The sequence below is a fragment of the Variovorax paradoxus EPS genome (assembly GCF_000184745.1).
Taxonomy (GTDB): Bacteria; Pseudomonadota; Gammaproteobacteria; order Burkholderiales; family Burkholderiaceae_C; genus Variovorax; species Variovorax paradoxus_C.
The window spans coordinates 946643-963088 of the sequence record NC_014931.1; the positions used below are offsets into that span (position 1 = coordinate 946643).

Consider the following 16446-nt stretch of genomic DNA (forward strand, 5'->3'; position numbering starts at 1 on the left):
GCATTGCGAGGCCCGTCGGGAAATCCTCACGACCTTCAGGTCGCTCCGGTTTCCCGCCACCCGCGCCTCGCATCTCATCCCGCTCGCTACGCCGCGGGCCGGTGGTCGATCAACGAAGAAAGAGGCAAACGCATGCAAGCGCAACAACTCCCGGTCGATGGCGGCGCCCAGCAACTGGCGGTGCGCCGCTACGAGCCCGCCGGCGCACCGCGCGCCAGCATCGTGATCGGTGGCGCGATGGGCGTGCGCCAGTCGTTCTACGAACCCTTCGCGCAGTGGCTCGCCGGCCAAGGCCTTCGCGTCTGGACCTTCGACTACCGGGGCTCGGGCGACTCGCGCGGCAACGCGCCGCTGCGCGGTTTCAAGGCCGACCTGTTCGACTGGGCGCGCGATTACGAAGCAGTGATCGACACCGCCAAGGCTGCGCTGCCCGACGAACCGCTCTACCTGCTGGGCCACAGCCTCGGCGCGCAACTGCCGGGCTTTCTGCAACGTCCCGAGCAGGTCGCGGGCCTCGTGAGCATCGCGGCCGGCAGCGGCTACTGGCGCGAGAACGCACCGAAGCTTCGGCGCAGCATCCTCTACTTCTGGTTCGTGCTCGTGCCGCTGGTCACGCGGCTGTGCGGCTACTTTCCGGGCCGCAAGCTGAAGAAGGTGGGCGACCTGCCGCGCGGCGTGATCCTGCAATGGCGGCGCTGGTGCCTTCACCCGCGCTACAGCCTCGGCGCGGAAGGCGAATCGGCGGTGCGAAGCTACGGGCGCGTGCGCTTCCCGGTGCTTGCGCTGTCGATCACCGACGATGAATTGATGACGCTCGCCGGCACCGAAAGCCTCGTGAGCTTCTATGCGGGCGCCCCGAGCGTGGTCGAGCGCATCGCACCGGCGGATGTGCAGGCGCGGCGCATCGGCCACTTCGGCTTCTTCCGCGAGCAGTTCAGCCAGAGCCTCTGGCCGGGCATGGTCGACAAGCTGCACCGGCTGGCCGCCCTGACCGCACCTGCCGCGCCTGCGGCGGTGCAGCACGCCAACGTCCCGCACACGACTGCGTGACGCCATCCACCGGAGGCACACTGCAAGCACCATGAGCAGCACGCAACACCCCTTCGACAAAGCCCTGGCCCTGCACCACAGCGACATCCGCGTGGGCCACTTCACGGGCATGACCAGCCCCGATTACTGGAACATGGTCGGCCCTTTCGGCGGCACCACGGCGGCCCTGGTGCTGCAGTCGGTGATGCGCCATCCCGACGTGCTCGGCACGCCGATCGCATTGACCGTCAACTACGCGGCCGCGCTCGAAGCCGGCGCGTTCGACATCCAGGCCACGGCCGTGCGCACCAACCGCTCGACGCAGCACTGGACCGTGCAGATCACGCAGGCCGGCGCGAGCGGCGCGCCGAACATGACCACCACCGCCACCGTGGTGACGGCCGCGCGCCGCGACACCTGGGGCGAGAGCGACATGCCGATGCCCGAGGCGCCCGCGCCCGAGACGGTCGAGCGCATGAGCATCGGCCCGTCGGGCGTGGCGTGGATCAACCAGTACGAGATGCGCCCGTTCAGCGGCGGCATTCCCGCGAAGTGGGACGAGAGCCGGCAGCACAGCGAAACGCGCATCTGGCTGCGCGATGCGCAACCCCGGCCGCTGGACTTCGCATCGCTCGCGGCGATGAGCGACATGTTCTATCCGCGCGTGTGGCTGCGCCGCGCCAAGCACGTGCCGGCGGGCACGGTGTCGATCACCACCTACTTCCACGTGGGTGCGGCCGAGCTGGCCGAGGTCGGCACGGGCTACCTGCTGGGCCGCGCGGCGGGGCAGCAGTTCTTCAACGGATTCTTCGACCAGACGGCGCATCTGTGGAGCGAGAAGGGCGTGTTGCTCGCCACCTCGAACCAGATCGTCTACTACAAGGAATAGAAATGGCCGCTCTGCAGAAAGCCGCTCTCATCGTCGGCGCGGGTGATGCCACCGGCGGCGCCATCGCCCGCCGCTTCGCACGCGAGGGATTCGCCGCTTGCGTCACCCGGCGCAGCCTCGACAAGCTGCAGCCGCTGGTCGCGCAGATCGAGGCCGATGGCGGCCGCGCCCATGCCTTTGCATGCGATGCGCGAAAAGAAGAAGAGGTCGTCGCCCTCATCGAGCAGATCGAATCCACGGTCGGCCCGATCGAGGTGATGGTGTTCAACATCGGCGCCAACGTGCCCGAGAGCATCCTCACCGAGACCGCGCGCAAGTACTTCAAGGTGTGGGAGATGGCGTGCTTCTCGGGCTTTCTCAACGGGCGCGAAGTGGCGAGGCGCATGGTGGCGCGCGAGATGCCGCAAGGCGGGCATCGCGGCACGATCATCTTCACCGGCGCCACCGCCTCGCTGCGCGGCGCCGCGAACTTCGGCGCGTTCTCGGGCGCGAAGATGGCCCTGCGCGCACTGGCCCAATCGATGGCGCGCGAACTGGGGCCGCAAGGCATTCACGTCGCGCACGTGGTGGTCGATGGCGCCATCGACACCGAGTTCATCCGCAGCAATTTCCCCGAGCGCTATGCGCTGAAGGAGAGCGACGGCATCCTGAATCCGGACCACATCGCCGACAGCTACTGGATGCTGCATTCGCAGCCGCGCGACGCGTGGACGCACGAGTTGGATCTGCGACCTTGGTCCGAGAAGTTCTGACAAACAGATCAAAAGATCCGGAGACACCCATGACAAAGACCGTCGAGTTCTATTTCGATTTCGGCAGCCCCGCCGCCTACTTGGCCGCGACCCAGTTGCCGCACGTGTGTGCGGACACGGGCGCCGAGCTGGTGTGGAAGCCGATGCTGCTGGGTGGCGTGTTCCAGGCCACCGGCAACCATTCGCCCGCGGAGATCAAGCCCAAGGGCCCGTACATGAACATCGACCTCAAGCGCTTCGCCAGGCGCTACGGCGTGCCCTTCGTGCACAACCCGCATTTCCCGATCAACACGCTGCTGCTGATGCGTGGTGCGACCGGCATGCAGATGAAAGAGCCGGCGCGTTTCGGCGCATACGTCGATGCGGTCTACCACGCGATGTGGGTCGAGCCGCAGAACCTCAACGACCCGGCGACGGTCGGCGCCGTCTTGCAGAATGCGGGCTTCGACGCCACCGCTTTGCTCGCGCTGGCCGGCGCGCAGGAAGTGAAGGACCGCCTCAAGGCCGTCACGCAGGAAGCCGTGGAGCGCGGCGTGTTCGGCGCCCCCACCATGTTCGTCGGCGACCAGATGTTCTGGGGGCAGGACCGCCTCGATTTCGTGCGCGAAGCACTCGACGCCTGAGCGAACTGCCGACAGCAGCAACCGTTTTTATCCAAGGACCATTCCCATGAGCGACATCCTCGTCCACACCGAAGCCGGTGTGATGACCATCACATTCAATCGCGTCGACAAGAAGAACTCGATCACCAGCAGCATGTACGCCGAGTTGGCCGATGCGCTGGTCACGGCCGAGAGCGAAGCGGCGGTGCGCTGCGTGCTGATCCAGGGCGACCCGACGATCTTCAGCGCGGGCAACGACATCGGCGATTTTCTCAACGGGCCGCCCGCCACGCAGGAGTCGCCGGTGTTCCGCTTCCTGCGCGGCATCGCGACCTTTCCGAAGCCCATCGTCGCGTCGGTCTGCGGTCCGGCCGTGGGCATCGGCACGACGATGCTGTTCCATTGCGACCTCGTCTATGCCGGCGACAACGCGGCGTTCTCGATGCCCTTCGTGAACCTGGGTCTGTGCCCCGAGGCGGCATCGAGCCTGCTCGTGCCGCAGATGCTGGGCTATCACCGCGCGGCCGAAGCGCTGCTGCTGGGCGAACCTTTCATGGCCGAGGCCGCGCTCGAAGTGGGCCTGGTCAACCGCGTCGTGCCGCCGACCGAAGCCAACGGCATCGCGCAAACGCAGGCCCGCAAGCTCGCGGCCAAGCCGCTGAGCGCGCTGGTCGAGACCAAGCGCCTGCTGAAGAAGGGGCAACTGCCCGCAGTGCTCGAGCGCATGGGCGAAGAGGGCGCGAGCTTCGGCCGCATGCTGCGCGAGCCGGCCGCCAAGGAAGCCTTCGGCGCGTTCATGGAGAAGCGCAAGCCCGATTTCTCGAAAGTCTGAGGGTTCCTCCCGCGTTGGCCCGCCGACAGTGGCCCTTTACACTGTCCGGCGTGCAAATTTTCGAGACAAGACCGCCCGAAACGCCCGGCCAGCGGGCAATTGATGCTACTGAAAAAGTAGCAATCGACCGCACACGCAGGCGTACTTTGGGCTTGCTTGCGGGCACCTTGGCGGCGCCTTCCGTGGTCCTCGCGCGGGTCCGCCCGCTGCGCATCGGCGTCATCGGTTCCTGGTCAGGTCCTTATGCGGGCGGCGGGCGGCAGTTCGATGCGGGCATGTCGGTCTGGCTGGCCGCGCACAACCAGCAGATCGCGGGGCGGCCCGTCGAATTGCTGCGCCGCGACGTGCCGGGCAGTGCGCCGGAACAGGCGCGCCGCAATGCACAGGAGCTCGTGGAGAACGAGCGCGTCGATCTGTTCGCCGGCCTGGACTTCAGCTCCAACGCCTATGCCGTCGGCACCGTCGCCGTGCAGGCGAAGCTGCCGCTGGTGGTGATGAACGCGGCCTCCTCGGGCATCACGGCGCGCTGCCCTTATGCCGTGCGGCTGTCGTTCACCATCGCCCAGGTCACGCTGCCGCTCGCGCGCTGGGCGCTGCAGCAGGGCCTGCGCGATGTCTGCACCGTGGTGGCCGACTACGCCTCGGGCGTCGATGCCGAAAGCACCTTCGTCGCGGGCATCACCGCCGGCGGCGGACAGGTCGGCGCGATGTTGCGGGTGCCGCTCAACACGCTCGATTACTCGGCCTACATGCTGCGGCTGCGCGAGCTCAAGCCGCAGGCGGTGTTCTTCTTTCTGCCCTCGGGGCAGATGCCGGCGACGTTCCTCAAGTTCTGGCGCGACCGCGGCATGGCCGACACCGGCATCCGCCTGCTCGCGACCGGCGACGCCACCGACGACCATTACCTCGAAGGCATCGGCGAACTGGCCGACGGGCTCGTGACCAGCCACCACTACTCGTTCGCGCATGAATCGCCGGCCAACCGCCGCTTCACGGGCGTCTTCGAGACGGAATACGGCAGCCATCTGCGGCCGGGCTATTTCGCCGTGGCGGCGCACGATGCGCTCGCGGCCATCGATGCGGCGATGAGCTCGCCCTCGGCGCGCGGCTCCCTCAGTGGGGAGCGCCTGGTCGATGCCTTCCGGGGCCTCAAGTTCGAGAGCCCGCGCGGCCCGATCGAGATCGACGCCCACACGCGCGACATCGTGCAGACCGTCTACATCCGCCGCACCGAGCGGCGCGAGGGGCGCTGGGTCAACCAGGAGTTCGAGCGATTCGAGCGCGTGCGCGACCCGGGCGTTTGACGTGAAGCCCCGGAGCCGTTCGCACTGAGCTTGTCGAAGCTCTTGCTACCGTTCATGCTGAGCCTGTCGAAGCACTGCGCAAGACTTCGATCCTTCGACGAGCTCAGGACAGGCCAAGCTCAGCCCGAACGGTTTTGGCTTTCAGGCGGGTTGTTCGATCACCCGCGGCCGGCCGTTGTCGTCGATCGCCACATAGGTGAACGTCGCCTGCGTCACCTTGATGTACTCGCCCTGGGCCCGGAAGCGCTCGGCGAACACCTCGACCGTCACCGTGACCGAAGTGCGCCCGATGCGCACCAGCTTCGAATAGAACGAGAGGATGTCGCCCAGCCGCACCGGCTGCTTGAAGATGAACTCGTTGACCGCCACCGTGGCCTGCCGCCCCTTGGCGTAGCGCGCCGGGATCACCGAGCCGGCCAAGTCGCACTGCGCCATGACCCAGCCGCCGAAGATGTCGCCGTTGGCATTGCAGTCGGCCGGCATCGGAATGACCTTGAGCACCAGCTCCATGTCGGTGGGCAGGCTTTTGAGGGTCGCTGCGGCGGCAGCACTGGAAGTATCTGACATGGGCACAATCTGGCAACAAACAACAACCACGATTGTCCCCCATGCGCCGCAGCGGCGAAGCCTCTTCTCCATCCTCTCCTTCCCACACCGTCTCCGGCCACCCGCCGGCGAAAAGCGACCGCTCCGACTGGGCGACGCTGCGCCGGCTCTTTCCCTACCTCTGGCAATACAAGTGGCGCGTGATGGCCGCGCTCGCGTTCATGGTGGGCGCCAAGGTGGCCAACGTGGGCGTGCCGGTGCTGCTGAAGAACCTCATCGACACGATGACGCCCAAGCCGGACATGGCGCAGGCGCTGCTCATCGTGCCGATCGGTCTCCTGCTCGCCTACGGCCTCCTGCGCTTCTCGACCGCGCTCTTCGGCGAACTGCGCGAACTGATCTTCGCCAAGGCCACCGAGGGCACGGCGCGGCAGATCGCGCTGGAGGTCTTCGGCCACCTGCATTCGCTGAGCCTGCGCTTCCACCTGGAGCGCCAGACCGGCGGCATGACGCGCGACATCGAGCGCGGCACGCGCGGCGTGCACTCGCTCATCTCGATGTCGCTCTACAGCATCGTCCCCACCATCATCGAGCTGGTGCTGGTGCTCACGATCCTGGGCGTGAAGTTCGATTCGCTGTTCGTCTGGATCACCGCGGCGGCGCTGGTGCTCTACATCACCTTCACGGTGACGGTGACCGAGTGGCGCACCCAGTTCCGCAAGACCATGAACGAGCTCGATTCGATGGCCCAGAGCCGCGCGGTCGATTCGCTCCTGAACTACGAAACCGTCAAGTACTTCAACAACGAGGAGTTCGAGGCCAAGCGCTACGACGCGAGCCTGGACCGCTACCGCAAGGCGGCCATCAAGAGCCAGCGCACGCTGAGCATGCTCAACATCGGGCAGCAGTTGCTGATCGCGATCAGCCTGGTGCTGATGCTGTGGCGGGCCACCTCGGGCGTGGTCGAAGGGCGCATGACGCTGGGCGACCTGGTGATGGTCAACGCCTTCATGATCCAGCTCTACATTCCGCTCAACTTCCTGGGCGTGATCTACCGCGAGATCAAGCAGAGCCTGACCGACCTGGACAAGATGTTCGTGCTCATGGAGAAGGAGCGCGAGGTGCGCGATGCGCCCGATGCGAAGCCCCTGGCCGGCATCGATTCCACCATCCGCTTCGAGGACGTGAACTTTGCCTACGAACCCGCGCGGCCGATCCTCAAGCATGTGAGCTTCGAGATTCCAGCCGGCAAGACGGTGGCGGTGGTCGGCCCCTCCGGGTCGGGCAAGTCCACGCTGGCGCGGCTGCTCTATCGCTTCTACGACGTGCAGCAGGGCCGCATCACCATCGGCGGCGAAGACATTCGCGAGGTCACCCAGTCGAGCGTGCGCCGGGCCATCGGCATCGTGCCGCAGGACACGGTGCTCTTCAACGACACGGTCGAATACAACATCGCGTACGGCCGCCCCGGCGCGACGCGCGAAGAGGTCGAAGGCGCAGCGCGGGCTGCGCGCATCCACGACTTCATCTCGGCCACGCCCATGGGCTACGAAACGACGGTGGGCGAGCGCGGCCTCAAGCTCTCGGGAGGCGAGAAGCAGCGGGTGGCCATCGCGCGCACGCTGCTGAAGAATCCGCCGATCGTGATCTTCGATGAGGCCACCTCGGCGCTCGATTCAGCCAACGAGCGGGCCATCCAGTCGGAGCTCAAGAGCGCTGCGCAGGACAAGACCACGCTGGTCATTGCGCACCGGCTGTCGACCGTGGTCGATGCGCACGAGATCCTCGTGCTCGAATCCGGCGTGATCGTCGAGCGCGGCACGCACGCCGAGCTGCTCGCCAAGCAAGGCCGCTATGCGCAGATGTGGGCTTTGCAGAAGAGCGAAGCGGCGCCGCTGCTCTAGCCTGATCATTCAACCCTTTTCCTCTACTCGATCCAGGAGTTCAGACGTGTCGACCAAGATTCCCCTGCTGGTGCTCAACAGCCTCTCGAGCGCCCACGAGGCCCAGCTTGCAGAGGTCTACGACGTGACCTACGCCTTCGACCCCGCCGCACGCGCGGCCGCCATCGCCGAGCGCGGCAAGGCATTCCGCGCGGTGCTGACCATCGGCGTGATCGGCGTCGCCCCCGAGGAAATCGCGGCGATGCCGGCGCTCGAGCTGGTCTGCTGCCTGGGCGCGGGTTACGAATGCGTGCCGCTCGAGGTGACGCGCGCCCGCGGCATCGTGACCGCCAACGGCGCCGGCACCAACGACGACTGCGTGGCCGACCACGCTTTCGGCCTCCTGATCGGCGTCGTGCGCGAGCTTCGCAAGCTCGACCGGCTGTGCCGCGAAGGCGTGTGGCGCGAGGCCATTCCGCAGCCGCCGAACGTGTCGGGCAAAAAGCTGGGCATCCTGGGGCTCGGCACCATCGGCCAGAAGATCGCCAAGCGCGCAGCGGCGTTCGACATGGAGATCGGCTATCACAACCGGAAGCCGCGCGAAGGCGCGACGCACCGCTACTTCGATGACCTGAAATCGCTCGCCGCCTGGGCCGACTTCCTGGTGCTCGCCGCGCCGGGCGGCCCGGCGACCAGGCACCTGGTCAATGCCGAGGTGCTCGATGCGCTCGGGCCGCAGGGCTACCTGGTGAGCATCGGCCGCGGCAGCGTGGTCGACACCGAGGCGCTGGGTGCGGCGCTGCGCGAGAACCGCATTGCGGGCGCGGGTGTCGATGTCTACGAGAGCGAACCCAAGCGGCCGGAGCCGCTCGTGGGTCTCGACAACGTCCTGCTGACGCCGCACATGGCGGGCTGGTCGCCCGAGGCGACGCAGAAGTCGGTGGACCACTTCCTTGCGAATGCCGAAGGGCACTTCGCAGGGCGTGGCGTGCTCACCCCGATCTGATGTCTTGCTCCTTCCCCCTCTGGGGGAAGGCTGGGATGGGGGCGGGCAGAGCGCTCGATGGATGCGCCGCTTGCCCCCACCCCCGCCCTCCCCCAGCGGGGGAGGGAGTCAATCCAAGGCCGAAGGGCGCCGAGCGCCCCAGCCGCAGGCCTGGTCATAGGCATGACCTAGCCGCAGCACGTCGAGGTCTGCATGGATCGGCCCGGCGAGCTGCAAGCCCATCGGCAAACCGCCTTCACCGAAGCCCGCGCGCACATTCAGCGTCGGCAGTCCCGCCAGCGTGAACGGCGTGACGATCTCCATCCAGCGGTGGTACGTGTCGCTTTTCACGCCGTCCACTGCATCGGGCCAATGCAGTTCGGCGTCGAACGGAAAGACCTGCGCAGTCGGTGCCACGACGAAATCGAAGCGCTCGAAGAGCTTGAGAAACGCGCGGTACACGTTCGAGCGATAGAGCGACGCCTGGTACAGCGACGCCGCATCCAGATGCCGGCTCTGCTCGATTTCCCATTGCGCCTCGGGCTTCAACTGCGCGAACAGCTTCGGATCGCTCAGGTACGCGCCGAGCTTGCCGCCGACCAGCAGCTGCCGCAGCCGCAGCCACGCGCTCCAGTTGTGCTCGCGCGGCACGTCGAGCGTGCAGGGCTCGACCTCGCAGCCGATGGTGCGGAAGGTTTCGAGCGCCTTCTCGCCGAGTTCGCGGATGCCGGGCGCCAGCGGCAGCTCGGGCCAGATGCTGCCGAGCCAGCCGATGCGCAGGCCCTTGCCGTCGCCATCCAGCGAGAGTTCATCAGGCGAGGGCAGCGCATGGGGCGACGACAGCGGCACGCGCCCGTCGAAACCCGATTGCACCGCGAGCAGCCGCGCCGTGTCTTCCACCGTGCGCGCCATCGGCCCTTCGCAACCCAGTTGCTGGAAGAACAGCTCCTGCTCCGGATCGCCGGGCACGCGGCCGCGCGAGGGACGCATGCCGATCACGTTGTTGAAGGCCGCGGGGTTGCGGAGAGACCCCATCATGTCGCTGCCGTCGGCCACCGGCAGCATGCGCAGGGCCAGCGCCACGGCAGCGCCGCCGCTGCTGCCGCCTGCGCTGCGCTCGGGCGCATAGGCGTTGCGGGTAATGCCGAACACCGTGTTGTAGGTGTGCGAGCCGAGGCCGAACTCGGGCGTGTTGGTCTTGCCGATGACGATGGCGCCGGCCGCGCGCATGCGGGCGACATGCAGGCTGTCGGTGCGCGCAGGCGAGCGCGGCGACAGGGGCGAGCCCATGGAGGTCGGCAGCCCGGCGGCATGGCTCAGGTCCTTCACCGCGAGCGGGAAGCCGTGCATCCAGCCACGCCGTTCGCCACGCGCCAGTTCGGCATCGCGCTCGCCGGCTTCGGCCAGCAGTTGCTCCGGTTCACGCAGCGAGACGATGGCATTGAAGCGCGGGTTCAGCGCCTCGATGCGGCCCAGCGAGGCCTGCATGAGTTCCTGGCAGGACACCTCGCGTGCCGCGATGCGGCGCGAGAGTTCGGTGGCGCTCAGGGCGAGCAGGTCGTCTGAAGGCATGGCGGATGCGGGTAAAGGAGGAGGCGCCCAGTATGGCGCGGCGCTCGCATAATCGTCACTCATGGAAACAAAGTGGCTCGAAGACTTCATCAGCTTGGCGGAGACCCGCAGCTTCAGCCGCTCGGCCCAGTTGAGGCACGTGACGCAGCCGGCGTTCTCCCGCCGCATCCAGGCGCTCGAAGGCTGGGCCGGTACCGACCTCGTCGATCGCAGCTCCTACCCCACGCGGCTCACGCCCGCGGGCCAGACGCTCTACAGCCAGGCCATCGAGATGCTGCAGTCGCTGCAGAGCACCCGGGCCATGCTGCGCGGCCACTCGGCCGCCGGGCAGGACGTGATCGAGATCGCCGTGCCGCACACGCTGGCCTTCACCTTCTTTCCCTCGTGGGTGACCAGCCTGCGCGAGCACTTCGGGCCGATCAAGAGCCGGCTCATCGCGCTCAACGTGCACGACGCGGTGCTGCGGCTGGTCGAGGGCAGTTGCGACCTGCTGATCGCCTACCACCACCCCTCGCAGCCGCTGCAGCTGGACAACAACAAGTACGAGATGGTGAGCCTCGGCGAGGAAACCGTGGCCCCCTGGGTCAAGGCCGATGCCGACGGCGCGCCGCGCTTCCGGCTGCCGGGCCGACCGGGCCAACCGCTTCCTTACCTGGGCTATGCGCCCGGCGCCTACCTGGGCCGCGTGGTCGACCAGTTGCTCAAGGAGTCGGGCACGGCCATCCACCTGGACCGCGTCTACGAGACCGACATGGCCGAAGGCCTGAAGGTCATGGCGCTCGAAGGCCATGGCATCGCCTTCCTGCCGCAGAGCGCGGTGCGCAAGGAGATCAAGGCCCGCAAGCTCGTGAGCGCGCTGCCGCCGGAGATCGACAGCCTGGAGGCGACGATGGAAATCCGCGCCTACCGCGAGCGGCCGAGCGCACCGGTGCCCGTGAAGACCGGCAATGGCCGGTCTGCCAAGGTGGCGGCGGTGTCCGAAGGCATCCAGCCCAAGCGAACGGCCGACGCGCTCTGGTCGTACCTTGTCGGCACCCAGCCGGCCACCCTCTGACACCGGATTTGTGCGCCGCACAATCTATAAATGCCGTGCATGGGGCCCCCCGGATTCAGCATTGGCGCCATGAGCACTGGGGTACTACAGTCGCGGCAGTTTTTCACTGCTGTCACAGCATCCTTCTCCGGCACGCGCCACTCGCGTGCTTTTTTTTAAGCCGAGGAACCCCGTATGAACTCCAATTTCAGGACTGAACACGACTTCCTCGGCGAGAAGCAGATTCCTGCCGCCGCCTACTGGGGCGTGCACACGGCGCGCGCCGTCGAGAACTTCGCCATCTCCGGCACCCGCATCTCGGCCATGCCCGACCTCGTGCGCGCGCTGGCCTTCGTGAAGAAGGCCGCGACCCGCGCCAACGCCGACCTGGGCGCCATCGACCGCGACCGTGCCGCCGCGATCATCCTGGCCTGCGAGGACATCATCGAAGGCAAGCTGCTCGACGAGTTCGTGGTCGATGTGATTCAAGGCGGCGCCGGCACCTCGACCAACATGAACGCGAACGAGGTGATCTGCAACCTCGCGCTCGAAAAACTCGGCCACGAGAAGGCGCGCTACGACGTGCTGCACCCCAACGACCACGTCAACGCCTCGCAGAGCACCAACGATGTGTACCCGACGGCGGTGCGCCTGGCGCTGTGGTTCGCGATCGGCAAGCTGCTCGAAGCCATGGCCGCGCTGCGCCGCAGCTTCGAGGCCAAGGCGCTCGAGTTCAAGGACATCCTGAAAATCGGCCGCACCCAGCTGCAGGACGCGGTGCCGATGACGCTGGGCCAGGAGTTCCTGACCTACGCGATCATGATCGGCGAGGACGAGGCGCGGCTGGGCGAGGCCCGCGCGCTCATCGAGGAAATCAACCTCGGCGCCACCGCGATCGGCACCGGCATCAACGCGCCGCACGGCTATGCCAACCTCGCCTGCCAGTACCTGGCCGAGCAGACCGGCGTGCCTTTGAAGCAGGCCGCCAACCTCATCGAGGCCACGCAGGACACGGGCGCCTTCGTGCAGCTCTCGGGTGTGTTGAAGCGCGTGGCCACCAAGCTCAGCAAGACCTGCAACGACCTGCGCCTGCTCTCCAGCGGCCCGCAGGCCGGCTTCGGCGAGATCCGACTGCCCGCGCGGCAGGCGGGCTCGTCGATCATGCCGGGCAAGGTCAACCCGGTGATTCCGGAAGTCATGAACCAGGTGGCCTTCGAAGTCATCGGCAACGACATCACCGTGACCATGGCGTCCGAGGCGGGTCAGCTGCAGCTCAACGCCTTCGAGCCGATCATGGGCTGGAGCCTTTTCAAGAGCATCAAGCACCTGGGCAACGCCTGCAACACGCTGCAGCTGAACTGCGTCGACGGCATCGAGGCCAACCGGGAGTTCCTGGCCAAGCGGGTGCGCGAATCGGTCACGCTGGTCACTGCGCTCAATCCGCTCATCGGCTACGAGAAGGCGGCGCTCATCGCCAAGACGGCGCTCGCCACGGGCGGGCCCATCGACCTGGTGGCCGAGTCGCTCGGGATCATGACGCGCGCCGAAATGGAGGCGCTGCTGGTGCCCGAGAACCTGACCCAGCCGGTGCGCCTGTCCGCTGCACCGGTCCCGCCGGCTGCCGAGCCTTCGGGCACAAAGGCTGCTTAGTGAAAGTCGGACAATGCCAGGAGGCAGGATCGCACCAGGCTGGCGCTGCAATGCGCGCGGCCGGTGCAAGACATGCGGGGATGCCCCCCGGATGCACCGGGTTGGTCCGGGTATCACGCAAAATATGTATGTCTAGAATTTAGTTGTATCTGTTTCAGTCACCCTCAGGAGTTTTCTGTATGAAAAAACAAGCAATGGCATTGGCAATCGCAGCGTTCGCCACAAGCGGCGCCTTCGCTCAGGCCAATGACACCCTGGCCAAGATCAAGGCCTCGGGCGTTATCACCGAAGGCGTGCGTGAATCCTCGGGCCTGTCGTACACGCTGGGCAACGGCCAGTACACCGGCTTCCACTACGACGTCTGCGCCAACATCATCAAGGACCTCGAGAAGGCCGCTGGCAAGAAGCTCGAAGTCAAGTTCCAGCCCGTCACCTCGCAGAACCGCATTCCCCTCGTGCAGAACGGCACCGTGGACATCGAGTGCGGCTCGACCACCAACAACGCCACCCGCCAGAAGGACGTGGCTTTCGGCGTGACCACCTACGTCGAAGAAACCAAGATCGTCGTCAAGGCCAACTCGGGCATCAACTCGCTGGCCGACCTGAAGGACAAGACGGTCGCCACCACCACCGGCACCACGCCGCTGCAGACCGTGCGCAAGCAAAAGCGCGCCGAGAACCTGAGCTTCAAGGAGGTCTACGGCAAGGACCACTCCGACAGCTTCCTGCTGCTGGAAACCGGCCGTGCCGATGCCTTCGTGATGGACGGTTCCATCCTGGCCGCGCTCGCCGCCAAGTCCAAGTCGCCCAAGGACTACAAGATCCTGCCGGACGTGCTGGCCGTGGAACCCATCGGCATCATGATCCGCAAGGACGACCCGGCCTTCAAGAAGGCCGTGGACGACAGCATCAAGGCACAGGCCAAGTCGGGCGAGCTCGCCAAGCTCTATGACAAGTGGTTCCTGAAGCCGATTCCCCCGGCAAACGTCGTGATCAACCTGCCGCTGGGCGAAGCCACCAAGAACGCGTGGGCCAACCCGAACGACAAGCCCGCGGAAGAGTACGTCACCAAGGAATAAGCGCGCGTCGCTGCGTGAATGACGCCCACCTTTCGCGGTGGGCGTTTCTTTTCAAGGGACGGTTTTGTCGAAGACGGTGAAGGAGTAAGAAATGGGAAACTGGGATTGGCAGGTGTTCCTGCAGGACCCGGGGGGGGACTATCCGACCTACTGGCAGTGGATGCTCTCGGCCTGGGGCTGGACGGTGTCCGTGGCGCTGCTGGCGCTGGTCGTGGCGCTGGTGCTGGGCTCGTTGATCGGCATCATCCGCACGCTGCCCGACAGCCCATGGCTGGTGCGGTTCGGCAATGCATGGGTGGAGCTCTTTCGCAACATCCCGCTGCTGGTGCAGATCTTCCTCTGGTACCACGTCATTCCGGCGCTCATACCCGTGATGAAGAGCGTGCCGAGCTTCATCCTGGTGGTGCTGGCGCTGGGCTTCTTCACCTCGGCGCGTATCGCCGAGCAGGTGCGCTCAGGCATCCAGGCGCTGCCCAAGGGCCAGCGCTATGCGGGCATGGCGGTGGGCTTCACCACCACGCAGTACTACCGCTACGTGATCCTGCCAATGGCCTACCGCATCATCATCCCGCCGCTCACGAGCGAGACGATGAACATCTTCAAGAACTCGTCCGTCGCGTTCGCCGTGTCGGTCACCGAGCTCACCATGTTCGCCATGCAGGCGCAGGAAGAAACCTCGCGCGGCATCGAGGTCTACCTCGCGGTGACGGCGTGCTACGTGGTGTCGGCCCTGGCCATCAACCGGCTCATGGCGTTCATCGAGAAGAAGACCCGCGTGCCGGGCTTCATCGTCTCGGCCAGCGCTGGCGGCGGAGGTCATTGACATGATGAATCTCGACCTGTCGTTCTACAACTGGGACGTCATCAGCAACTTCGTCATCAAGGGCTTCTACTTCAGCATCATGCTGACGGTGGTGGCCACGATCGGCGGCGTGATCTTCGGCACGATCCTCGCGCTCATGCGGCTGTCGGGCAAGAAGTGGCTCGATACGCCCGCCGCCATCTACGTCAACGGCATGCGCAGCATTCCGCTGGTGATGGTGATCCTGTGGTTCTTCCTGCTCGTGCCGGCGTCGTTCTATTCGCTGTTCGGTTCGCTCGGCTCGAACTACCGCTCCGAAATCTCGGCCGTGATCACCTTCGTCGCGTTCGAGGCTGCGTACTTCTCCGAGATCATGCGGGCCGGCATCCAGTCGATCCCGCGCGGCCAGGTGAATGCGGGCCAGGCGGTGGGCATGACCTACGGCCAGAACATGCGCCTGGTGGTGCTGCCGCAGGCGTTCCGCAACATGCTGCCGGTGCTGCTCACGCAGACCATCATCCTGTTCCAGGACACCTCGCTTGTGTATGCCATCGGTGCCTACGACATGCTCAAGGGCTTCGAGACCGCCGGCAAGAACTTCGGCCGTCCGATCGAGGCCTACCTGCTCGCAGCCGTCGTGTACTTCGTCATGTGTTATGCCTTGTCGTGGCTCGTGAAGCGCCTCCACAAGAAGATCGCCATCATTCGCTGAGTGGCTGAACCGGAGAGAAAGAAATGTCCGAAAAAATGATCGAAATCAAGAACGTCTCCAAGTGGTATGGCCCGGTGCAGGTGCTCAACGACTGCTCGGTGAACATCTCCAAGGGCGACGTGGTGGTGGTGTGCGGCCCGTCGGGTTCCGGCAAGTCCACGCTCATCAAGACCGTGAACGCGCTCGAGCCCTTCCAGAAGGGCGAGATCACCGTCAACGGCATCCCGCTGCACGACCCCAAGACCAACCTGCCCAAGCTGCGCTCCAAGGTCGGCATGGTGTTCCAGCACTTCGAACTGTTCCCGCACCTGTCGGTGACCGAGAACCTCACGATCGCGCAGATCAAGGTGCTGGGCCGCACGCCCGACGAAGCCAAGACTCGCGGCCTGAAGATGCTCGACCGCGTGGGCCTGATGGCGCACAAGGACAAGTTTCCCGGCCAGCTCTCGGGCGGCCAGCAGCAGCGCGTGGCGATCGCCCGTGCGCTGTCGATGGACCCGATCGTGATGCTGTTCGACGAACCTACTTCGGCGCTCGATCCCGAGATGGTCGGCGAAGTGCTCGACGTGATGGTGAGCCTGGCCAAGGAAGGCATGACCATGATGGTGGTTACGCACGAAATGGCCTTCGCCCGCAAGGTCGCGAGCCGCGTGATCTTCATCGACGTGGGCGGCAAGATCCTGGAAGACTGCGCGAAGGACGAGTTCTTCAATCACCCTGAGAACCGCCAGCCCCGCACGAAGGACTTCCTCAACAAAATCCTGCAGCACTGATCG

The 16446-nt window shown here is 66.0% G+C and carries 16 protein-coding genes; 14 read left to right on the plus strand and 2 right to left on the minus strand.

What is annotated here, in order from left to right; all coding sequences use genetic code 11:
• Positions 1–132 precede the first annotated feature (132 nt).
• From VARPA_RS04190 to VARPA_RS04215, 6 genes are all read left to right on the plus strand, one after another.
• Entirely contained in the window at positions 133–1050 is a 918-nt protein-coding gene (locus tag VARPA_RS04190; protein WP_013539303.1) for an alpha/beta fold hydrolase, read from the plus strand.
• Between the two features lie 31 nt (positions 1051–1081).
• Positions 1082–1918 carry an acyl-CoA thioesterase gene (locus VARPA_RS04195; RefSeq protein WP_013539304.1) on the plus strand — a complete coding sequence of 279 codons (837 nt, stop codon included), beginning with the start codon at positions 1082–1084 and terminating at the stop codon, positions 1916–1918.
• Positions 1919–1920: 2 nt separating this feature from the next.
• The gene (locus tag VARPA_RS04200) at positions 1921–2670 is read left to right on the plus strand and encodes an SDR family oxidoreductase (protein ID WP_013539305.1); all 750 of its coding nucleotides are present in this window, start codon (positions 1921–1923) and stop codon (positions 2668–2670) included.
• Positions 2671–2699: 29 nt separating this feature from the next.
• Complete coding sequence (locus VARPA_RS04205) at positions 2700–3293, plus strand: 2-hydroxychromene-2-carboxylate isomerase (RefSeq protein WP_013539306.1); 594 nt, start codon at positions 2700–2702, stop codon at positions 3291–3293.
• Positions 3294–3339: 46 nt separating this feature from the next.
• Positions 3340–4104 carry an enoyl-CoA hydratase gene (locus tag VARPA_RS04210; protein WP_013539307.1) on the plus strand — a complete coding sequence of 255 codons (765 nt, stop codon included), beginning with the start codon at positions 3340–3342 and terminating at the stop codon, positions 4102–4104.
• Positions 4105–4250: 146 nt separating this feature from the next.
• Entirely contained in the window at positions 4251–5408 is a 1158-nt protein-coding gene (locus tag VARPA_RS04215) for an ABC transporter substrate-binding protein (protein WP_013539308.1), read from the plus strand.
• Positions 5409–5549: 141 nt separating this feature from the next.
• On the opposite strand, the gene VARPA_RS04220 is transcribed toward VARPA_RS04215, so the two are convergent.
• Positions 5550–5975: an acyl-CoA thioesterase gene (locus tag VARPA_RS04220; protein ID WP_013539309.1), complete on the minus strand. Its 426-nt coding sequence runs from the start codon at positions 5973–5975 to the stop codon at positions 5550–5552.
• Positions 5976–6016: 41 nt separating this feature from the next.
• Here VARPA_RS04220 and VARPA_RS04225 point away from each other — a divergent pair, with 41 nt between their 5' ends.
• The gene (locus VARPA_RS04225) at positions 6017–7858 is read left to right on the plus strand and encodes an ABCB family ABC transporter ATP-binding protein/permease (protein WP_013539310.1); all 1842 of its coding nucleotides are present in this window, start codon (positions 6017–6019) and stop codon (positions 7856–7858) included.
• 46 nt (positions 7859–7904) lie between these two features.
• Positions 7905–8843 (plus strand): 2-hydroxyacid dehydrogenase, encoded by a 939-nt coding sequence (locus VARPA_RS04230; RefSeq protein ID WP_013539311.1) that lies wholly within the window; start codon positions 7905–7907, stop codon positions 8841–8843.
• Between the two features lie 108 nt (positions 8844–8951).
• On the opposite strand, the gene VARPA_RS04235 is transcribed toward VARPA_RS04230, so the two are convergent.
• A complete protein-coding gene (locus tag VARPA_RS04235; protein WP_013539312.1) occupies positions 8952–10394 on the minus strand; it encodes an amidase in 1443 nt (480 codons plus the stop codon).
• Positions 10395–10455: 61 nt separating this feature from the next.
• Between VARPA_RS04235 and VARPA_RS04240 the strand changes: the two genes are divergently transcribed.
• The 6 genes from VARPA_RS04240 to VARPA_RS04265 all read left to right on the plus strand — a co-directional run bounded on the left by VARPA_RS04240 (position 10456) and on the right by VARPA_RS04265 (position 16443).
• Positions 10456–11448 carry a LysR substrate-binding domain-containing protein gene (locus VARPA_RS04240; RefSeq protein ID WP_013539313.1) on the plus strand — a complete coding sequence of 331 codons (993 nt, stop codon included), beginning with the start codon at positions 10456–10458 and terminating at the stop codon, positions 11446–11448.
• Positions 11449–11622: 174 nt separating this feature from the next.
• Positions 11623–13077 carry an aspartate ammonia-lyase gene (locus tag VARPA_RS04245; protein ID WP_013539314.1) on the plus strand — a complete coding sequence of 485 codons (1455 nt, stop codon included), beginning with the start codon at positions 11623–11625 and terminating at the stop codon, positions 13075–13077.
• Between the two features lie 179 nt (positions 13078–13256).
• Positions 13257–14156 carry an amino acid ABC transporter substrate-binding protein gene (locus VARPA_RS04250; RefSeq protein WP_013539315.1) on the plus strand — a complete coding sequence of 300 codons (900 nt, stop codon included), beginning with the start codon at positions 13257–13259 and terminating at the stop codon, positions 14154–14156.
• A gap of 91 nt (positions 14157–14247) precedes the next feature.
• Positions 14248–14979, plus strand: coding sequence for an amino acid ABC transporter permease (locus VARPA_RS04255; protein ID WP_013539316.1), 732 nt, complete (start codon positions 14248–14250; stop codon positions 14977–14979).
• Between the two features lies 1 nt (position 14980).
• Positions 14981–15670, plus strand: coding sequence for an amino acid ABC transporter permease (locus VARPA_RS04260; protein ID WP_013539317.1), 690 nt, complete (start codon positions 14981–14983; stop codon positions 15668–15670).
• Positions 15671–15705: 35 nt separating this feature from the next.
• Positions 15706–16443, plus strand: a complete 738-nt coding sequence (locus VARPA_RS04265) for an amino acid ABC transporter ATP-binding protein (RefSeq protein ID WP_041942767.1) — start codon at positions 15706–15708, stop codon at positions 16441–16443.
• Positions 16444–16446: the final 3 nt, after the last annotated feature.